Source organism: Velazquezella soli, assembly GCF_977018685.1.
Genome location: NZ_CDRNXF010000004.1, coordinates 1 through 15,097, shown reverse-complemented (window position 1 = coordinate 15,097; position 15,097 = coordinate 1). Strand labels below are relative to the sequence as shown.

The 15,097-nt window shown below is 61.5% G+C and carries 15 protein-coding genes and 1 riboswitch; of the genes, 10 read left to right on the top strand and 5 right to left on the bottom strand.

All coding sequences use genetic code 11. The features are described from left to right. The first annotated feature begins 15 nt into the window (after window positions 1-15). The 5 genes from pstC (at window position 16) to phoB (ending at window position 5,218) form a co-directional block, all read left to right on the top strand. Window positions 16-1,500 (top strand): phosphate ABC transporter permease subunit PstC, encoded by a 1,485-nt coding sequence (gene pstC / locus AC0JZ8_RS03655; RefSeq protein ID WP_471891838.1) that lies wholly within the window; start codon window positions 16-18, stop codon window positions 1,498-1,500. Beyond that, on the top strand, window positions 1,497-2,813 hold the full coding sequence (gene pstA / locus AC0JZ8_RS03650; RefSeq protein WP_113109437.1) for a phosphate ABC transporter permease PstA: 1,317 nt from the start codon (window positions 1,497-1,499) through the stop codon (window positions 2,811-2,813). Before pstC ends, pstA begins: the two co-directional genes overlap by 4 nt. Window positions 2,814-2,828: 15 nt before the next feature. Continuing rightward, a complete protein-coding gene (gene pstB / locus AC0JZ8_RS03645) occupies window positions 2,829-3,644 on the top strand; it encodes a phosphate ABC transporter ATP-binding protein PstB (RefSeq protein WP_062453932.1) in 816 nt (271 codons plus the stop codon). Between the two features lie 51 nt (window positions 3,645-3,695). After that, the gene (phoU, locus tag AC0JZ8_RS03640) at window positions 3,696-4,409 is read left to right on the top strand and encodes a phosphate signaling complex protein PhoU (RefSeq protein WP_062453931.1); all 714 of its coding nucleotides are present in this window, start codon (window positions 3,696-3,698) and stop codon (window positions 4,407-4,409) included. 125 nt (window positions 4,410-4,534) lie between these two features. Further along, on the top strand, window positions 4,535-5,218 hold the full coding sequence (phoB, locus tag AC0JZ8_RS03635) for a phosphate regulon transcriptional regulator PhoB (protein ID WP_062453930.1): 684 nt from the start codon (window positions 4,535-4,537) through the stop codon (window positions 5,216-5,218). Here phoB and AC0JZ8_RS03630 read toward each other — a convergent pair. Then, window positions 5,200-6,114, bottom strand: a complete 915-nt coding sequence (locus AC0JZ8_RS03630; protein WP_471891837.1) for a DMT family transporter — start codon at window positions 6,112-6,114, stop codon at window positions 5,200-5,202. The two genes, phoB and AC0JZ8_RS03630, sit on opposite strands and share 19 nt — an antisense overlap. A gap of 124 nt (window positions 6,115-6,238) precedes the next feature. Here AC0JZ8_RS03630 and AC0JZ8_RS03625 point away from each other — a divergent pair, with 124 nt between their 5' ends. Then, the gene (locus AC0JZ8_RS03625) at window positions 6,239-7,027 is read left to right on the top strand and encodes an ArsR/SmtB family transcription factor (protein WP_471891836.1); all 789 of its coding nucleotides are present in this window, start codon (window positions 6,239-6,241) and stop codon (window positions 7,025-7,027) included. Here the strand turns inward: AC0JZ8_RS03625 and AC0JZ8_RS03620 are convergent. Continuing rightward, window positions 6,966-7,400, bottom strand: a complete 435-nt coding sequence (locus tag AC0JZ8_RS03620; RefSeq protein WP_471891835.1) for a PACE efflux transporter — start codon at window positions 7,398-7,400, stop codon at window positions 6,966-6,968. The two genes, AC0JZ8_RS03625 and AC0JZ8_RS03620, sit on opposite strands and share 62 nt — an antisense overlap. 196 nt (window positions 7,401-7,596) lie before the next feature. After that, window positions 7,597-8,136, bottom strand: a complete 540-nt coding sequence (locus AC0JZ8_RS03615; RefSeq protein WP_062453927.1) for a GcrA family cell cycle regulator — start codon at window positions 8,134-8,136, stop codon at window positions 7,597-7,599. A gap of 451 nt (window positions 8,137-8,587) precedes the next feature. On the opposite strand from AC0JZ8_RS03615, the gene AC0JZ8_RS03610 reads away from it, so the two are divergent. The 3 genes from AC0JZ8_RS03610 to AC0JZ8_RS03600 all read left to right on the top strand — a co-directional run bounded on the left by AC0JZ8_RS03610 (window position 8,588) and on the right by AC0JZ8_RS03600 (window position 11,940). After that, entirely contained in the window at window positions 8,588-9,784 is a 1,197-nt protein-coding gene (locus tag AC0JZ8_RS03610; protein ID WP_471891834.1) for an acetylornithine transaminase, read from the top strand. 49 nt (window positions 9,785-9,833) lie between these two features. After that, entirely contained in the window at window positions 9,834-10,751 is a 918-nt protein-coding gene (gene argF, locus AC0JZ8_RS03605; protein WP_471891833.1) for an ornithine carbamoyltransferase, read from the top strand. Between the two features lie 199 nt (window positions 10,752-10,950). After that, window positions 10,951-11,940: an Hsp33 family molecular chaperone gene (locus AC0JZ8_RS03600; protein WP_092663650.1), complete on the top strand. Its 990-nt coding sequence runs from the start codon at window positions 10,951-10,953 to the stop codon at window positions 11,938-11,940. Window positions 11,941-11,953: 13 nt separating this feature from the next. Here AC0JZ8_RS03600 and apaG read toward each other — a convergent pair whose 3' ends face one another. Further along, window positions 11,954-12,346, bottom strand: a complete 393-nt coding sequence (gene apaG, locus AC0JZ8_RS03595; protein ID WP_062453923.1) for a Co2+/Mg2+ efflux protein ApaG — start codon at window positions 12,344-12,346, stop codon at window positions 11,954-11,956. Between the two features lie 166 nt (window positions 12,347-12,512). Next, window positions 12,513-13,703 carry an O-succinylhomoserine sulfhydrylase gene (locus tag AC0JZ8_RS03590; RefSeq protein WP_062578956.1) on the bottom strand — a complete coding sequence of 397 codons (1,191 nt, stop codon included), beginning with the start codon at window positions 13,701-13,703 and terminating at the stop codon, window positions 12,513-12,515. Window positions 13,704-13,749: 46 nt separating this feature from the next. Then, window positions 13,750-13,828: riboswitch (SAM riboswitch) on the bottom strand. Window positions 13,829-13,901: 73 nt separating this feature from the next. Here AC0JZ8_RS03590 and AC0JZ8_RS03585 point away from each other — a divergent pair. Further along, on the top strand, window positions 13,902-14,996 hold the full coding sequence (locus tag AC0JZ8_RS03585; protein ID WP_471891832.1) for a 2'-deoxycytidine 5'-triphosphate deaminase: 1,095 nt from the start codon (window positions 13,902-13,904) through the stop codon (window positions 14,994-14,996). Window positions 14,997-15,097: the final 101 nt, after the last annotated feature.

The window sequence follows — 15,097 nt, the reverse complement described above, 5'->3', positions numbered from 1 at the left end:
GGCCGGGGGATTTTAATGAGCACACCATTGATTTTGTTGGTTCTTGCGATCATTGCGATCGCTTGTTACGTTGTCGGAACCAGGCACGCCCTGGCAATCGCCGGCGGCCGTTCCTCAAAGCTTCATTCACGTCCGGGCTATTACGGCACCTTCGTCGCACTCTGCGCCGTTCTGCCATCGGTTCTCATCCTGGCCGCGTGGCTGGTCGTCAGCCCCCTCTATATCAACTCCACTGTCCTCGATGGCTTTCCTGAAGACGTAAAGGCGCGTTCGCCGGCCGAACAGGGTCTCTCCTTCGGCATGGTAAGCTCGCTTGCGCGCGGCATGAACGTATTGAGCCTGGACGAGATCGAGCGCATCGGCGGAAATCCCGTCGAACTGCGCGCAGCGCTTGGCGCTAAGGGCGTCCCGCTTGCCGGCGACCCCGAACCATACATGGTCGAGTCCGCTGGCGATCTCAACGTCATGACCAAGATCAGCAACTGGGTTATGACCGCGGTAGTCCTTCTGGCAGCCCTGATCGGCGCCGGCTTTTCCTACACGCGCATCGCGCCACGGTTTCGGGCCCGCAACCGTGTCGAGAAGGTGATCCTCGCCAGCCTCGTCGTCGCATCCTCGATCGCGATCCTGACGACGGTCGGCATCGTTGCCTCGATGCTGACGGAAGCGACGCACTTCTTCACCAGCATCCCGCCGTGGGAGTTCTTCTTCGGCACCGTGTGGGATCCGCGCTTTGCGGCCGCCGGCGCCACGGACTCGGCTGGTCAGTTCGGCCTTATCCCGCTGCTTCTCGGCACACTCTATATCGGCTTCGTCGCCATGCTCGTCGCCGTCCCGAGCGGCCTGTTTTCCGCGATCTACATGTCGGAATACGCCTCCCGCGGTGTCCGCTCCGTGGCAAAGCCTCTGCTCGAAGTTCTCGCCGGCATTCCCACCATCGTCTACGGCTTCTTTGCCCTGACGACGGTCGGCCCATTCCTGCGCGACCTGTCTTCGCAGCTGAACGGCCTTGTCACAGGCGATTACGGCAACTTCATCCAGGCACAGAGCGTTCTCACTGCCGGCTTCGTCATGGGCATCATGCTGATCCCTTACGTCTCGTCGCTGTCGGACGACATCATCACCGCCGTGCCGGGAACGCTTCGTGACGGCTCGCTCGGTCTCGGCGCCACCCAGTCCGAAACCATCAAGAAGGTCGTCCTGCCGGCAGCACTGCCGGGCATCGTCGGCGCACTTCTGATGACCGCCTCGCGCGCCATCGGCGAAACCATGATCGTAGTGCTCGCCGCCGGCGTCGCCGCCCGCATGCAGCTCAACCCGTTCGAGCCGATGACGACGGTGACCGTCAAGATCGTCAGCCAGCTGACGGGCGACCTTGAATTCACCTCGCCGCAGACGCTCGTCGCCTTCGCACTCGGCATCACGCTGTTTGCGATCACGCTTTGCCTCAACATCTACGCGCTCTACATCGTGCGCAAATACCGGGAGCAGTACGAATGACCGACGTGGTTTCCTCCACCGCCGGCGTCTTGGCCAAGCCTGCCCGTCGCGATATCGGTATCAAACGCCGCTACGCCGCCGAGCGCCGCTTTCGTGCCTATGGCATCGCTGCTCTCTCGTTCGGCATCCTGTTCCTGATGCTCCTTCTGTGGTCGGTCGTCTCGAAGGGCTATACCGCCTTTCAGCAGACGATGATCACCATCCCTGTGGAGTTCTCGCAGCAGATCATCGACAAGGATAATGTGCGGGCTACGGATCCGGCCAAGCTGATGACGGCCAACTACCCGATCGTCGCCCGCAATGCGCTGGCGAAGGTTCTGGGCGTCGCCGAAAACGATCGCCAGGGTCTGCGTGCCGTCAACCAGATGATTTCGGACGGCGTTCGTGGCCAGCTGCGCGATATGGTCGTTTCCGATCCTGAGATCATCGGCACGACCCAGACGGTTTCGCTCCTGGCGGCCGGCGATATCGACAGCGCCGTGAAAGGCCAGATCAATCTCGACGTGGCGGAAACCAGCCGCAAGGTGTCCGACCAGCAGGTCGGATGGATGAAGCAGCTGACCGACAGCGGTGCGCTCGCCAAGGAATTCAACACCGGCATTTTCTTCAACGGCGCGTCCAGCCGTCCGGAAGCAGCCGGCGTCGGCGTCGCCCTGATCGGCTCCTTCTATATGATGCTGATCGTGCTCGTCCTGTCCCTGCCGATCGGCGTCGCAGCCTCGATCTATCTTGAAGAGTTTGCCCCGAAGAACCGGTTCACGGACCTGATCGAGGTCAACATCAACAATCTCGCAGCGGTCCCGTCGATCGTCTACGGTCTGTTGGGTCTCGCGGTCTTCATCAACTTCATGGGCCTGCCGCGCTCGGCCTCGCTGGTCGGCGGCCTGGTGCTGACGCTGATGACGCTTCCGACCATTATCATCGCCACCCGCGCGGCACTGAAAGCAGTGCCACCGTCGATCCGTGCTGCAGCGCTCGGGCTCGGTGCCTCGAAGATGCAGACCATCTTCCACCATGTCCTGCCGCTTGCCATGCCCGGTATCCTGACCGGTACGATCATCGGCCTCGCGCACGCCCTTGGCGAAACCGCGCCGCTCCTCTTGATCGGCATGGTCGCCTTCGTGGCGAACTATCCGACCACGCCGATGGATCCGTCGACAGCGCTGCCGGTACAGATCTACATGTGGGCTAACGAGGCGGAACGCGCCTTCGTTGAACGAACCTCGGGAGCGATCATGATCCTGCTCCTGTTCCTGATCTTGATGAATGTTGGCGCAATTCTCTTGCGACGCCGCTTCGAACGGCGTTGGTAGAGGAAGGGGGAAGCAATGAACATGATGTCAGAAGCTGCAGTTGAGAAGGCGCTGGACAAGAAAATGAACGACGTTGCATATAAGATGATCGGCAAGGATGTCTCCGTTTATTACGGTGACAAGCGCGCTCTTTATGACGTGAACCTGAATGTCCGCCAAAATACCGTCACTGCTTTGATCGGTCCGTCCGGCTGCGGCAAGTCCACCTTCCTGCGCACGATGAACCGCATGAACGACACGATCGAGGGTTGCCGCGTCACCGGCAAGATCACGCTCGACGGCGACGATATCTACGACAAGGAAATCGACGTTGTGGAGCTGCGTGCCCGGGTCGGCATGGTGTTCCAGAAGCCGAACCCGTTCCCGAAGTCGATCTACGAGAACATTGCCTACGGTCCCCGCATCCACGGCCTTGCCCGCGGCAAGACGGAAATGGACGCGATCGTCGAGGCAAGCCTGCAGCGCGCCGGCCTCTGGGCAGAAGTCAAGGATCGCCTGCATGAAGGCGGTACCGGCCTTTCCGGCGGTCAGCAGCAGCGCCTGTGCATCGCCCGTGCGATCGCCGTTTCGCCTGAAGTCATTCTGATGGACGAGCCGTGCTCGGCACTCGACCCCATCGCCACGGCCAAGGTCGAGGAACTGATCCACGAACTGCGCGCCAACTACACGATCGTGATCGTCACCCACTCGATGCAGCAGGCGGCCCGCGTTTCGCAGCGCACGGCGATGTTCCATCTCGGCCACCTGGTCGAGGAAAACGATACCGACAAGATGTTCACCAATCCGGATGACCAGCGCACCCAGGATTACATCATGGGCCGCTTCGGCTGATGCGGGCGCAGAGCCCGTCAGCCGCAACTGCAGACATCAAGGATCAGACACATGGTTTCGACCCATATTCTCTCGGCCTATGACGAGGAACTGAAATACCTGAACCGCCGGATCTCCGAAATGGGCGGCCTGGCGGAGCAGATGTGCGGTGATGCCGTGCGTGCGCTCGTCAACTCCGACTCCGCACTGGCCCAGAAGGTCATCTCGGACGACGTCATTCTCGACCATGCCGAGCGCGATATCCAGGACAAGGCGATCGTCACCATCGCCAAGCGTCAGCCGATGGCGGCCGACCTTCGCGAGATCATCGGCACGCTGCGCATTGCAGCTGACCTGGAACGCGTCGGCGACCTTGGTAAGAACACCGCCAAGCGCGTGCTCGCCGTGCAGGGAACAGGCGTCCCGCGCAAGCTCGCCCGTGGTCTGGAGCATCTTTCCGAACTGGCGCTGGTGCAGCTCAAGGACGTTCTTGATGTCTTCGCCAACCGCTCCGCGGAAAAAGCCGAAATCATCCGCCAGCGCGATGAAGAGATTGACGCGATGTACACCTCGCTGTTCCGCGAACTCCTCACCTACATGATGGAGGATCCGCGCAACATCACCACGTGCACCCATCTCCTGTTCTGCGCCAAGAACATCGAGCGCATCGGCGACCACGCGACGAATATCGCCGAGACCATCTACTACATCGCGACCGGCGCACAGCCGGAGGGCGAACGTCCGAAGGACGATACGTCCAACATGCTCGGCTCCGCCGGGACATGATGCAGCTCTCCCGAAATCGCCTGCCGGTTTCGGGACGATAACTGCCAAAACCAATGACCTGAAGCAGCGCGAGCGGATCTGGCGGATCTAAGTGCGGTTCGGGACGAGTGACGGAGCAAGTCGGAATGCAGCCGAAGATCGCAGTCGTGGAAGACGAAGAGGCCCTCAGCGTCCTCCTTCGGTATAACCTGGAGGCCGAGGGTTACGAGGTCGATACCGTGCTTCGCGGTGACGAAGCGGAAATCAGGCTTCAGGAGCGCGTTCCGGATCTTCTCATTCTCGACTGGATGCTGCCGGGCGTTTCAGGCATCGAACTCTGCCGTCGCCTGCGTATGCGGCCGGAGACGGAACGCCTGCCGATCATCATGCTGACGGCGCGCGGCGAAGAAAGCGAGCGCGTTCGCGGGCTTGCCACCGGCGCAGACGACTATGTGGTCAAGCCTTTCTCGACGCCGGAACTGATGGCCCGCGTCAAGGCGATGCTGCGCCGTGCCCGACCGGAGGTCCTTTCGAGCGTCCTCAAATGCGGCGATATCGAACTCGATCGCGAAACCCATCGCGTTCACCGCAAGAGCCGCGAAGTTCGCCTCGGGCCGACAGAGTTTAGACTTCTGGAATTCCTGATGGCCTCACCCAGCCGCGTCTTTTCGCGCTCGCAGCTGCTCGACGGCGTCTGGGGTCATGACATCTATGTCGACGAACGCACCGTCGACGTGCATGTGGGGCGCCTGCGGAAGGCACTCAACTTCTCCAACATGCAGGATGTCATCCGCACGGTCCGCGGTGCCGGTTACTCAATGGAAGCCTGAGCACCGCGTCTCCTAGCCGGCAGCGTCATGGCAATCACGCCGGTCACGACGCAGGCGAGACCGAGCCAGGCTGTCGAGGCAAGCGTTTCGCCGAGAAACACGACGCCGATGCCAACGCCGATCGGCACCCGCAGATAGGCCTGCGCCGTCGTGCCGACGGAGCCCAGCGTCTGCACCAGCCGGAAATAGATGACGAAGGCGAGCGCCGTCGAAAATACCGCGAGCGCCAACAGGGCGAGCATCGAATCGGTGCTGGGCGTCAGCGTCCAGGGTCTGTCGACCACGAGGCTCACGGGAATGAGGATGGCCGCCCCTGCGATCAGCGATCCCGCGGCGGGCATCATCGGGTCCAATCCCTTAAAATTCTTCCCGAAGATGGCAGCCGCCGCATAGCAGATCGTCGCGGTCACGATGGCGAGTTGAGCCCAGAGGTTCTCGCCCGACCCGGCAAGCGCCTCCATGCCGACGATCAGGCATATGCCGACAATGCCTGCCGCAACTCCGAACAGCTTGGCCGCAGAGACGCTTTCATGGCGCGTGATCAGCGCCGTCAGCAGAAACGCGAAGATCGGCGTCGTTGAACTCAAAATGGTGGCAAGGCCCGCATCGGTCGTCTGTTCGGCCCAGGCAATCAGGGTGAAGGGGACAGCGCTGTTCAGGCAGGCCTGAACCGTGAAGAGCGTCCAGGTCTGCCGGTCCCTCGGCAGTTTCAAGCCGCGCAGGTGCAGTGCCGCAACGAGAATGAGACCGGCGACCAGCGTCCTGACGGCGATAAAGGTGATGGGCGAGATCGTCTCCACACCGACCTTGATCAGCGTGTAGGACGCGCCCCAAAGCGTCGCGAGCGTGAGGAGCAGCAACAGATCCGTTGCCATGCTTGTTTTGGTGTCCGCCATTCCAGTTCCTATCCCCATCCATGCAATCTCCGCCCGTCTTAGCGGAGAGAGGAAAAGAAATGCTTCGACGACGGCCGAACCGTTGACCGCTGACGGCAAAGTTTTCCGGTGCTAGAACTGGATCATGCCCAATATGGTTTCAGGAAACACGATTGCGGAAGTTGCAAGCCTGATCGGCGATGCTGCACGCGCCAACATGCTGTCCGCGCTGATGGGCGGACAGGCGCTGACGGCGGGCGAACTGGCACGCCACGCCGGCGTCACCGCGCAGACCACCAGCGGCCATCGCGGCAAACTGGCGCAGGTTCGCCTGATCGAGGTCGAGAAGCAGGGCAGGCACCGCTATTACCGACTTGCCTCTCCGGAAGTCGCGCACGCGATCCACGCGTTGATGGCAGTCGCCGCGGATGGGCCGAAGCGCCATCATCCTGTCGGCCCGAAAGACGAAGCGTTACGGCTTGCCCGCACCTGTTACGATCACATGGCCGGCCGTCTCGCCATCGCGCTCGCCGATGCCCTAACAGGAAGCGGCTACATGCTGCTCGGCGATGGAGCCGGCCTGATCACCGACGAGGGCAGACGGTTCTTTTGTGATTTCGGGATCGATCTCGAACAGCTGACCCGTTCGAAACGCCCGCTCTGCCGGACATGCCTCGATTGGAGCGAGCGACGGCCGCATCTGGCGGGACAAATGGGTGCGGCGCTGCTGGACCGCGCTCTTGGCGTCGGCTGGATCGGCCGCCGAGAGGAAACCCGGGCTCTGCGGATCACGCGCGCCGGAGAGATCGGGTTTGCCGAGACATTCAGGCTTCCATCGGACTGGCGTATTGCACCGTCCGAAACTCTGATGGTCAGGCGGCTTCCTGGGTCTTCCATTCCGGCAGCGGGAACAGCTTGTCGTAGCCAAGATTGAAGAGATAGGCATAGACCACGTAGAACAGCGCGATCGCGATATCCATTGTCAGCGCATGGAGAAGGGTAATCTGCAGATACCACGCGATAAACGGCATCAGCACGACCAGCAGACCGATTTCGAACAGCACCGCATGAGCAATGCGCAAGGCAGGCGTCTTTAGCGTCGTACCCCGTCGCGCCTGCAGAAAGCGGTCGAAACCCAGATTGTAGAGGTAGTTCCAGCCGGTCGCGACCGTCGCAGACACGACGCCGACAATGCCCATATGTTCGACCGGCATGTCGAAGACGAAGGCGCCGAGTGGCACCATCATCAGAAGCCCGATGATTTCAAAGCTGATAGCGTGGCGAATACGGTCTCTTATCGAGCGCATGATCTTCCCCTTTAGGTCAGGTTCATGCCGGGTCGTCCCGGCGTTATGCCCATTCAGGGGGAGGTCGTCCTCTCTCGAGGCCGAAATAGGAGCCCAGGGAGTGCGAGGCAAGTTTTTTCAGCGCAAGTCAGCCATGCCGAAAACGCAAAAGGCGGGCCAGAGCCCGCCTTCGATCTTGTTTCCGTAGCCGCCTGACTTAAGACGCGCGGGCAGCCGGACGACGGCGCTCGTGCACGGGCTGGTAGGCAAGCTTCGCGTGATATTTGCAATAGGGCGACGCATCCTGCGCATCGCAACCGCAGAAATGGAAGTCGTCCGTCAGCGGATCGCCGACCGGCCACTTGCATGTGCGCTCGGTGAGATCCGTCAGCGACAGACGGCGCGAGATCGGCACGACGACGCTGCCGGAAGCGGTGTATTTCACCGGTTCGGCGACGTTGACGTCCTGATCTTCCTTGAGGGCGTTTGCACCCACCGTCCGTGCTGCGGGACGGGCTGTGTCGCGTCCGGCAAAGCTCGGCGCGCGCGGAGCTGCGGGCGCTGGGCGCTTGGATGCCGGGCGATTGGCCGACGCCGAACCGCCTGCTTTGGCGCGACCCGGAAGGTTGAGACGGTGCACTTTGCCGATCACGGCATTGCGGCTTACGCCTCCAAGTTGGGCTGCAATCTGGCTGGCGCTGAGACCTTCCGACCATAGTTTTTTAAGTCGCTCGACGCGCTCATCAGTCCAGTTCATGCCGTTCTCCGCCTTTGAACGTTGCTGGCAGACAGAATCCGTTCACCTCTGCGGCGAAATAAATCCGCCGCACCCACGCAATCTATGCTTCGAGGTGACTAGTTCCGCCGCATGCGTTCTAGTAATTGAGGATTAACCTAGTGTGTGGCTGACTCCGTGGCAAGAGTCGCTCGAATCGCCGCGAATCGATTTCGCGGTTTTCCCCAACTTGCTGCCCTCAAGAGTCATTTTTGTCACAGACCGAAATGCCGCAATACAGCATCAGGTTGCATCGCGGCATATGCCCCGAAAGCCCTATAAAACACCAAGTTTTGTTGACATGGAGGCACTTAGCCATGATAGTGCCCGCGCCGCCCGGTGGGCGGCATTTTTGATTTTTCAGGCCGCATTCCCGGTCTCCGGAGAGGTCTGGAGAGGGGGGTCGGAACCTACCCAGAGGAGTGATGTCGCCATGGCTGAAGCCGCACTTTACGACACGTTTGCCCGGGCACCTTTGCGCTTTGATCGAGGCGAGGGCGTATGGCTTGTGACGGAAGGTGGCGAGCGATATCTGGATTTCGGGGCAGGCGTTGCCGTCACCTCCTGCGGTCATTCCAATCCGCATCTGGTAAACGCGCTGAAGTCGCAGGCCGAGAAGGTCTGGCACCTCTCCAACCTCTACGAGATCCCGGAGCAGGAACGTCTGGCCCGCCGTCTGGTGGATGCCACGTTCGCCGACAAGGTGTTCTTTACCAATTCCGGCGCCGAAGCGCTTGAGACCGCCATCAAGACGGCGCGTCGCTATCATTTCTCCAAGGGCCATCCGGAGAAATTCCACATCATCACCTTCGAGGGTGCTTTCCACGGCCGGACCATCGCGACGATCGCCGCCGGTGGTCAGGAAAAATACATGGAAGGCTTCGGCCCGAAGGCGCCAGGGTTCGATCAGGTCCCATTCGGTGATCTCGATGCCCTCAACGCTGCGATAAACGAAAACACCGGCGCGCTGCTGATCGAGCCGATCCAGGGCGAGGGCGGCGTGCGCGTCGTGGACAAGGAATTCCTGCGCGAGCTGCGTCGCATCTGCGACGACCGGGGTCTGCTGCTGATCCTCGACGAAGTGCAGAGCGGGGTTGGCCGCACCGGCCGGTTCTTCGCCCACGAACTGACAGGCATCACGCCTGATATCATGGCTGTTGCCAAGGGCATCGGCGGCGGCTTCCCGTTCGGCGCCTGCCTTGCGACCGCAGAGGCTGCTTCCGGCATGAAGCCCGGCATTCACGGCACGACCTATGGCGGCAATCCGCTCGGCATGGCCTGCGGCAACGCGGTGCTCGACGTCGTGCTGGCCGATGGCTTCCTTGAAAATGTCCGCGATGTCGCGCTCGTGTTCCGCCAGGGACTGGCAAGCCTGAAGGACCGTTTCCCTGACGTGATCGAAGATATCAGAGGCGAAGGCCTGATGCTCGGCATCAAGGCAAGGGTGCCTGCTGGCGATCTGGTCGTTGCAATGCGCGATGAGAAAATGCTGTCAGTACCTGCTGGCGATAACGTCGTGCGCCTTCTGCCGCCGTTGACGATCACGGCCGCGGAAGCCCGCGAGGGGCTCGCACGGATCGAACGGGCAGCCGAAAAGCTGACCAAGGCAGAACTTAAGAAAACAGCCTGAGCGCGATGAGGGGTGCCGGTGACGGTTCCCCTCGATAGGGGACGATAGCATGGCATCACCAAAGCATTTCCTGGATCTTTCGGCGGTTTCGCCGGAGGACCTCCGCACCATTCTTGACGACGCCAAGAGCCGCAAGCAGGCCTTCAAGGCCGGCAAGGGCGATCAGCCACTCGCCGGCAAGATGCTGGCGATGATCTTCGAAAAGCCGTCCACCCGCACCCGCGTCTCCTTCGATGTCGGCATGCGCCAGCTCGGCGGCGAGACGCTCTTCCTGTCCGGCACGGAAATGCAGCTCGGCCGCGCCGAGACGATCGGCGATACGGCACGTGTCCTGTCGCGCTATGTCGATGCGATCATGATCCGCACCACCGATCACAACCGCATGCGGGAAATGGCCGAGCACGCCACCGTGCCTGTTATCAACGCGCTGACCGACGATACCCATCCCTGCCAGATCATGGCCGACCTGATGACCTTCGAGGAGCATCGCGGTCCTGTCAAAGGCAAGACCATCGCCTGGACGGGTGACGGCAACAACGTGCTGCACTCGCTCGTCGAAGGCTCGGCGCGGTTCGGCTACAAGATGAACATGGCCGTGCCAATGGGCTCCGAGCCGCATGACAAGTTCCTGAACTGGGCCCGCAACAATGGCGGCGAGATCATGCTCTGCCACGATGCCGAACGGGCAGTCACCGGCGCCGATGTCGTCGTCACCGATACGTGGATCTCGATGAACCAGGAGCACAAGGCGCGCGGCCACAACATCTTCCAGCCCTATCAGGTCAACAAGGCGCTGATGGATAAGGCAAACAAGGACGCGCTCTTCATGCACTGCCTGCCGGCGCATCGCGGCGAGGAAGTCACCGACGAGGTCATCGACGGACCACAGTCGGTGGTGTTCGACGAGGCGGAAAACCGCCTTCATGCGCAGAAGTCGATCCTAGCCTGGTGCTTCGGCATCGTCTGAGGATCGAAAGCGCTTCCGACTTGAATTCGATGAGAGCCGCCACCATCTGACGGCTTTCAAAGCGCGCCGCCGAACGAGTGCGGCGCTTCAACACGATATCGTCAACGTTCTCAAATCCCCGGCCGGCGGTTCCGCTGCGGCTGGCGCTTGTGTAAAAGCGTTCGAGGAACTGAGAGCGCCGGCGCGAAGGAGTTAACTCATGGCGGAAGCGACTGTTGAACTGAACGAACTCGATTTTGCCGGCGACGACCGCGTCGTGCCCTTCCAGGTGGATGGTCTTGATGTGCGTGGCCGTGCAGTCCAGCTCGGGCCACTCCTCAACGCGATCCTCGGACGGCACGATTATCCGGCACCGGTCGCGCGGCTGCTGGCGGAAGCCGTCGTGCTCACTGCACTGCTGGGCACTTCGCTGAAATTCGAAGGCAAGTTCACCATGCAGACCAAGGGTGACGGCCCGGTCGACCTGCTGGTTGCCGATTTCTCCACGCCGGATGCACTGCGCGCCTATGCCCGCTACGACGAGGATGCACTGGCCGAAGCCGTCGAGAACGGCAAGATCTCGCCTGCCGAACTGCTCGGCCATGGCTTTCTTGCGCTGACGATCGATCAGGGCCGCGGCATGCAGCCCTATCAGGGCATCGTGCCGATGGACGGCTCGTCGCTTGAAGAAATGGCCGGCGTCTACTTCCGCCAGTCCGAACAGATCCCGACCCGGGTTCGCCTCGCCGTCGCCGAACTCATCGACCGCGACGAGGACGGCAACCCGCGCCATAACTGGCGCGCCGGCGGACTTGTCGCCCAGTTCCTTCCGCAGGCGCCTGAGCGCATGCGCCAGCCCGACCTGCATGGCGGCGACGGTGACGAACGCGATGCCGTCGAAGTCGAGGACGATGCCTGGTTAGAGGCGAGCACGCTGGTCGGCACCATCGATACGGACGAGCTGACCGATCCGCAGGTGGCGATCGAACGGCTGCTGTTCCGGCTGTTCCACGAGCGCGGCGTGCGGGTCTATGATCCGCAGACGGTGTTCGACCGCTGCAGCTGCTCGCGCGACAAGATCAAGGGCGTTCTGGACGGGTTCTCTGCGGAAGAAATCCACGCGAGTGTGGAAGATGGAGAAATCGCGGTAACCTGCGAGTTCTGCTCGACCACCTACAAGTTCGTGACGGAGGAATTCGAAAGCGCCTGATCCGCTTTGCGGGTCAGTTCAGAACGCGCACGACGCCTGGTGAATCCAGCGAGAAGGCGGGAATGTCGACTTTGAAAGTCTCGCCTTCGTCCGTCTTCATATCGTAGGTGCCGAACATGACGCCGGATGGCGTGTCGAGCGGGCACCCGGACGAATATTCATAGCTGTCGCCCGGCTCCAGTCGCGGCTGGTCGCCAACGACGCCTGGTCCGTCGACCTCGTCGACGATCCCGTTTTCGTCCGTGATGTTCCAGTAGCGATGCACGAGCGTGACGCTGATCGAGGACTTGTTCTCGATCACGATCCGGTATCCCCAGACATAACGACTGTCCTCGGGGCTCGACTGCTCCTCGAGATAATAGGGCTCGACGGCGACGTCTATGTCTCTGGTGCGGGCGCGGTACATTGGCACCTCAAGATTGCTCATCGTGCCGATATCGTACAGTGGGGGAGAAAGGTCAAGAATTCTCGCGGCTTGCATCTGAGGCAATGTCGCGTTCTTGATGATAGGGATAACTGATATGGTAAACCCGGAGCGTTCCGGGTCTACCCATCGTTCGGCGTAAAGCCGATCAGATCTGCTTCAGCGCCTGCGCGAAATCTTCCAGCAGGTCGTCCGCATCCTCGATGCCGGCCGAAAAGCGCACGGTGCCGGGAGAAATTCCCAGTTCCGTACGGGCTTCGTCGCTGAGGTTTTTGTGCGTCGTCGTTGCCGGATGCGTGATGATCGAGCGGGTGTCGCCGAGATTGTTGGAGATGGTGACCACCTCCATGGCATTCTGCAGCTTGAAGGCCGCTTCCTTGCCGCCCTTCAGCTCGAAACAGACCAGCGTCGATCCGCCCGTCATCTGCTTGGCGATGATATCGGCCTGCGGATGGTCTTTGCGACCGGGATAGATCACTTTCGCGACCTTGGACTGCTCGGCCAGGAAATCGGCGATCTTTGCCGCATTCGACGTCTGCTGGGCAACACGGATCGGCAGCGTTTCCAGCCCCTTGATCAGTGTCCATGCCGTGAACGGCGACATTGCCGGACCGGTATGGCGATAATAGTCCTGCAGGTGCTCCAGAACCCATTCGCGGTCCGAAAGGATGACGCCGGCAAGGCTGCGGCCCTGGCCGTCGATATGCTTGGTGGCGGAATAGACGACCACATGGGCGCCGAGTTCCAACGGCCGCTGGAAGAGCGGCGTTGCAAACACATTGTCGACCACCAGACGGGCGCCGACCTGATTGGCAAGCTTGGCAACGCCGGCAATGTCGATCACTTCCAGCGTCGGGTTTGTCGGGCTTTCCAGGAAAAACACCTTGGTGTTGGGCTTGATCGCCGCTTCCCAGTTGGCAAGGTCGCGACCGTCCACCAGCGTGCATTCGATGCCGTAGCGCGGGGCGAGCGTTTCGACAACCCAGCGGCAGGAACCGAACAGGGCCCGCGCGGCAACGATATGGTCGCCGGCGCGAAGCTGGCACATGAGCGCTGCCGTGATGGCGGCCATGCCGGAGGCGGTGGCGCGGGCTTCTTCTGCACCCTCCAGCGCACACATGCGCTTTTCGAACATGTCGTTGGTGGGGCTGCCGTAGCGGGCATAGATATAGCCGTCGGCCTCGCCCTTGAAACGGGCCTCGGCGGCTTCTGAACTGTCGTAGGCGAAGCCCTGCGTCAGGTAGATGGCTTCCGACATCTCGCCATATTGCGAGCGCAGCGTGCCGCCATGGACGAGCGTGGTGGCCGGGCGCCAGTTCTTGTTCGGGGATTTGCTCATGTGTTCATCACCTTCGTGATACAAAAAAACCGGCCGCAATCGCAGACCGGTTTTCAACCCGGTCTTTTTAGCCACTTGTTTAACGTGGCTGCAAGCCGACCGGCCAAATCACCACGGGATAAAGCTGCCTTACGCCTCGCTTCCGCTTGCGTCAATGGTCCGCATTTGGTTTTGTCGCCCCCAAAATCTGAAAGAGACATGATGGCTCGCGAAACGGGAATTCTGGCGGACCGCGCAATTGCGGCGCTCTTCGAACAAGGACGGCTGAAGTCCGAGAGGGCGCTTGATCAGGACCAGATCCAGCCGGCGAGCCTTGATCTGCGCTTGGGGCAGAAGGCGTTTCGCGTGCGCGCCTCGTTCATGCCGGGGCCGATGAGCCTCGTGTCCGACAAGCTCGAGCGCCTCAGCCTGCACGTCATCGATCTCTCCGAAAGCGCCGTCCTCGAAACCGGCTGCGTCTATATCGTGCCGCTGATGGAAAGCCTCGATCTGCCGGCCGAGATGTCGGCTTCGGCCAATCCGAAAAGCTCCACCGGCCGCCTCGATATCTTCACCCGCGTCATCACCGACCGGGCCCAGGAATTCGACAAGATCCCTTCAGGCTATCGCGGTCCGCTCTATCTCGAAATTTCCCCGCGCACATTTCCGATCGTCGTGCGCCAGGGCTCGCGCCTGTCGCAGATCCGCTTCCGCGTCGGCAACGCCCTTCTGCAGGAGCCGGAGCTGTTGGCGCTGCATGGAGCCGAAACGCTGGTCGCCGCCGCGCAGCCGAACATCTCCGGCGGCGGCATAGCGCTATCGATCGACCTTGCCGGCGACAAGGATGGCCTGATCGGCTATCGCGGCAAGCACCACACGGCCGTCGTCGATGTCGACAAGAAGGCTCAGCACGATCTGTTCGATTTCTGGGAGCCGATCCACAGCCGCGGCCGCAACGAACTGATTCTGGATCCGGATGAATTCTACATCCTCGTCTCGCGCGAGGCCGTCCATGTGCCGCCGCTCTATGCGGCCGAAATGACGCCGTTCGACCCGCTGGTCGGCGAATTCCGCGTCCATTACGCCGGCTTCTTCGACCCCGGCTTCGGCCACGAAGCCGCCGGCGGCCGCGGCAGCCGCGCCGTCCTCGAGGTGCGCAGCCACGAGGTCCCGTTCATCCTCGAAGACGGCCAGATCGTCGGTCGCCTCGTCTACGAACACATGCTGGAAGAACCCCAGGGCCTCTACGGCTCCGGCCTCGGCTCGAACTATCAGGCGCAGGGCCTCAAACTCTCCAAGCATTTCCGCAGCTAGAAAGCCGCCCCCGGACGCTTCCACCCCGGCGACCTTGACAGACACGGCCCATTGTTGGAAACCTTCCCCCGACGCGGGTGTAGCTCAATGGTAGAGCAGCA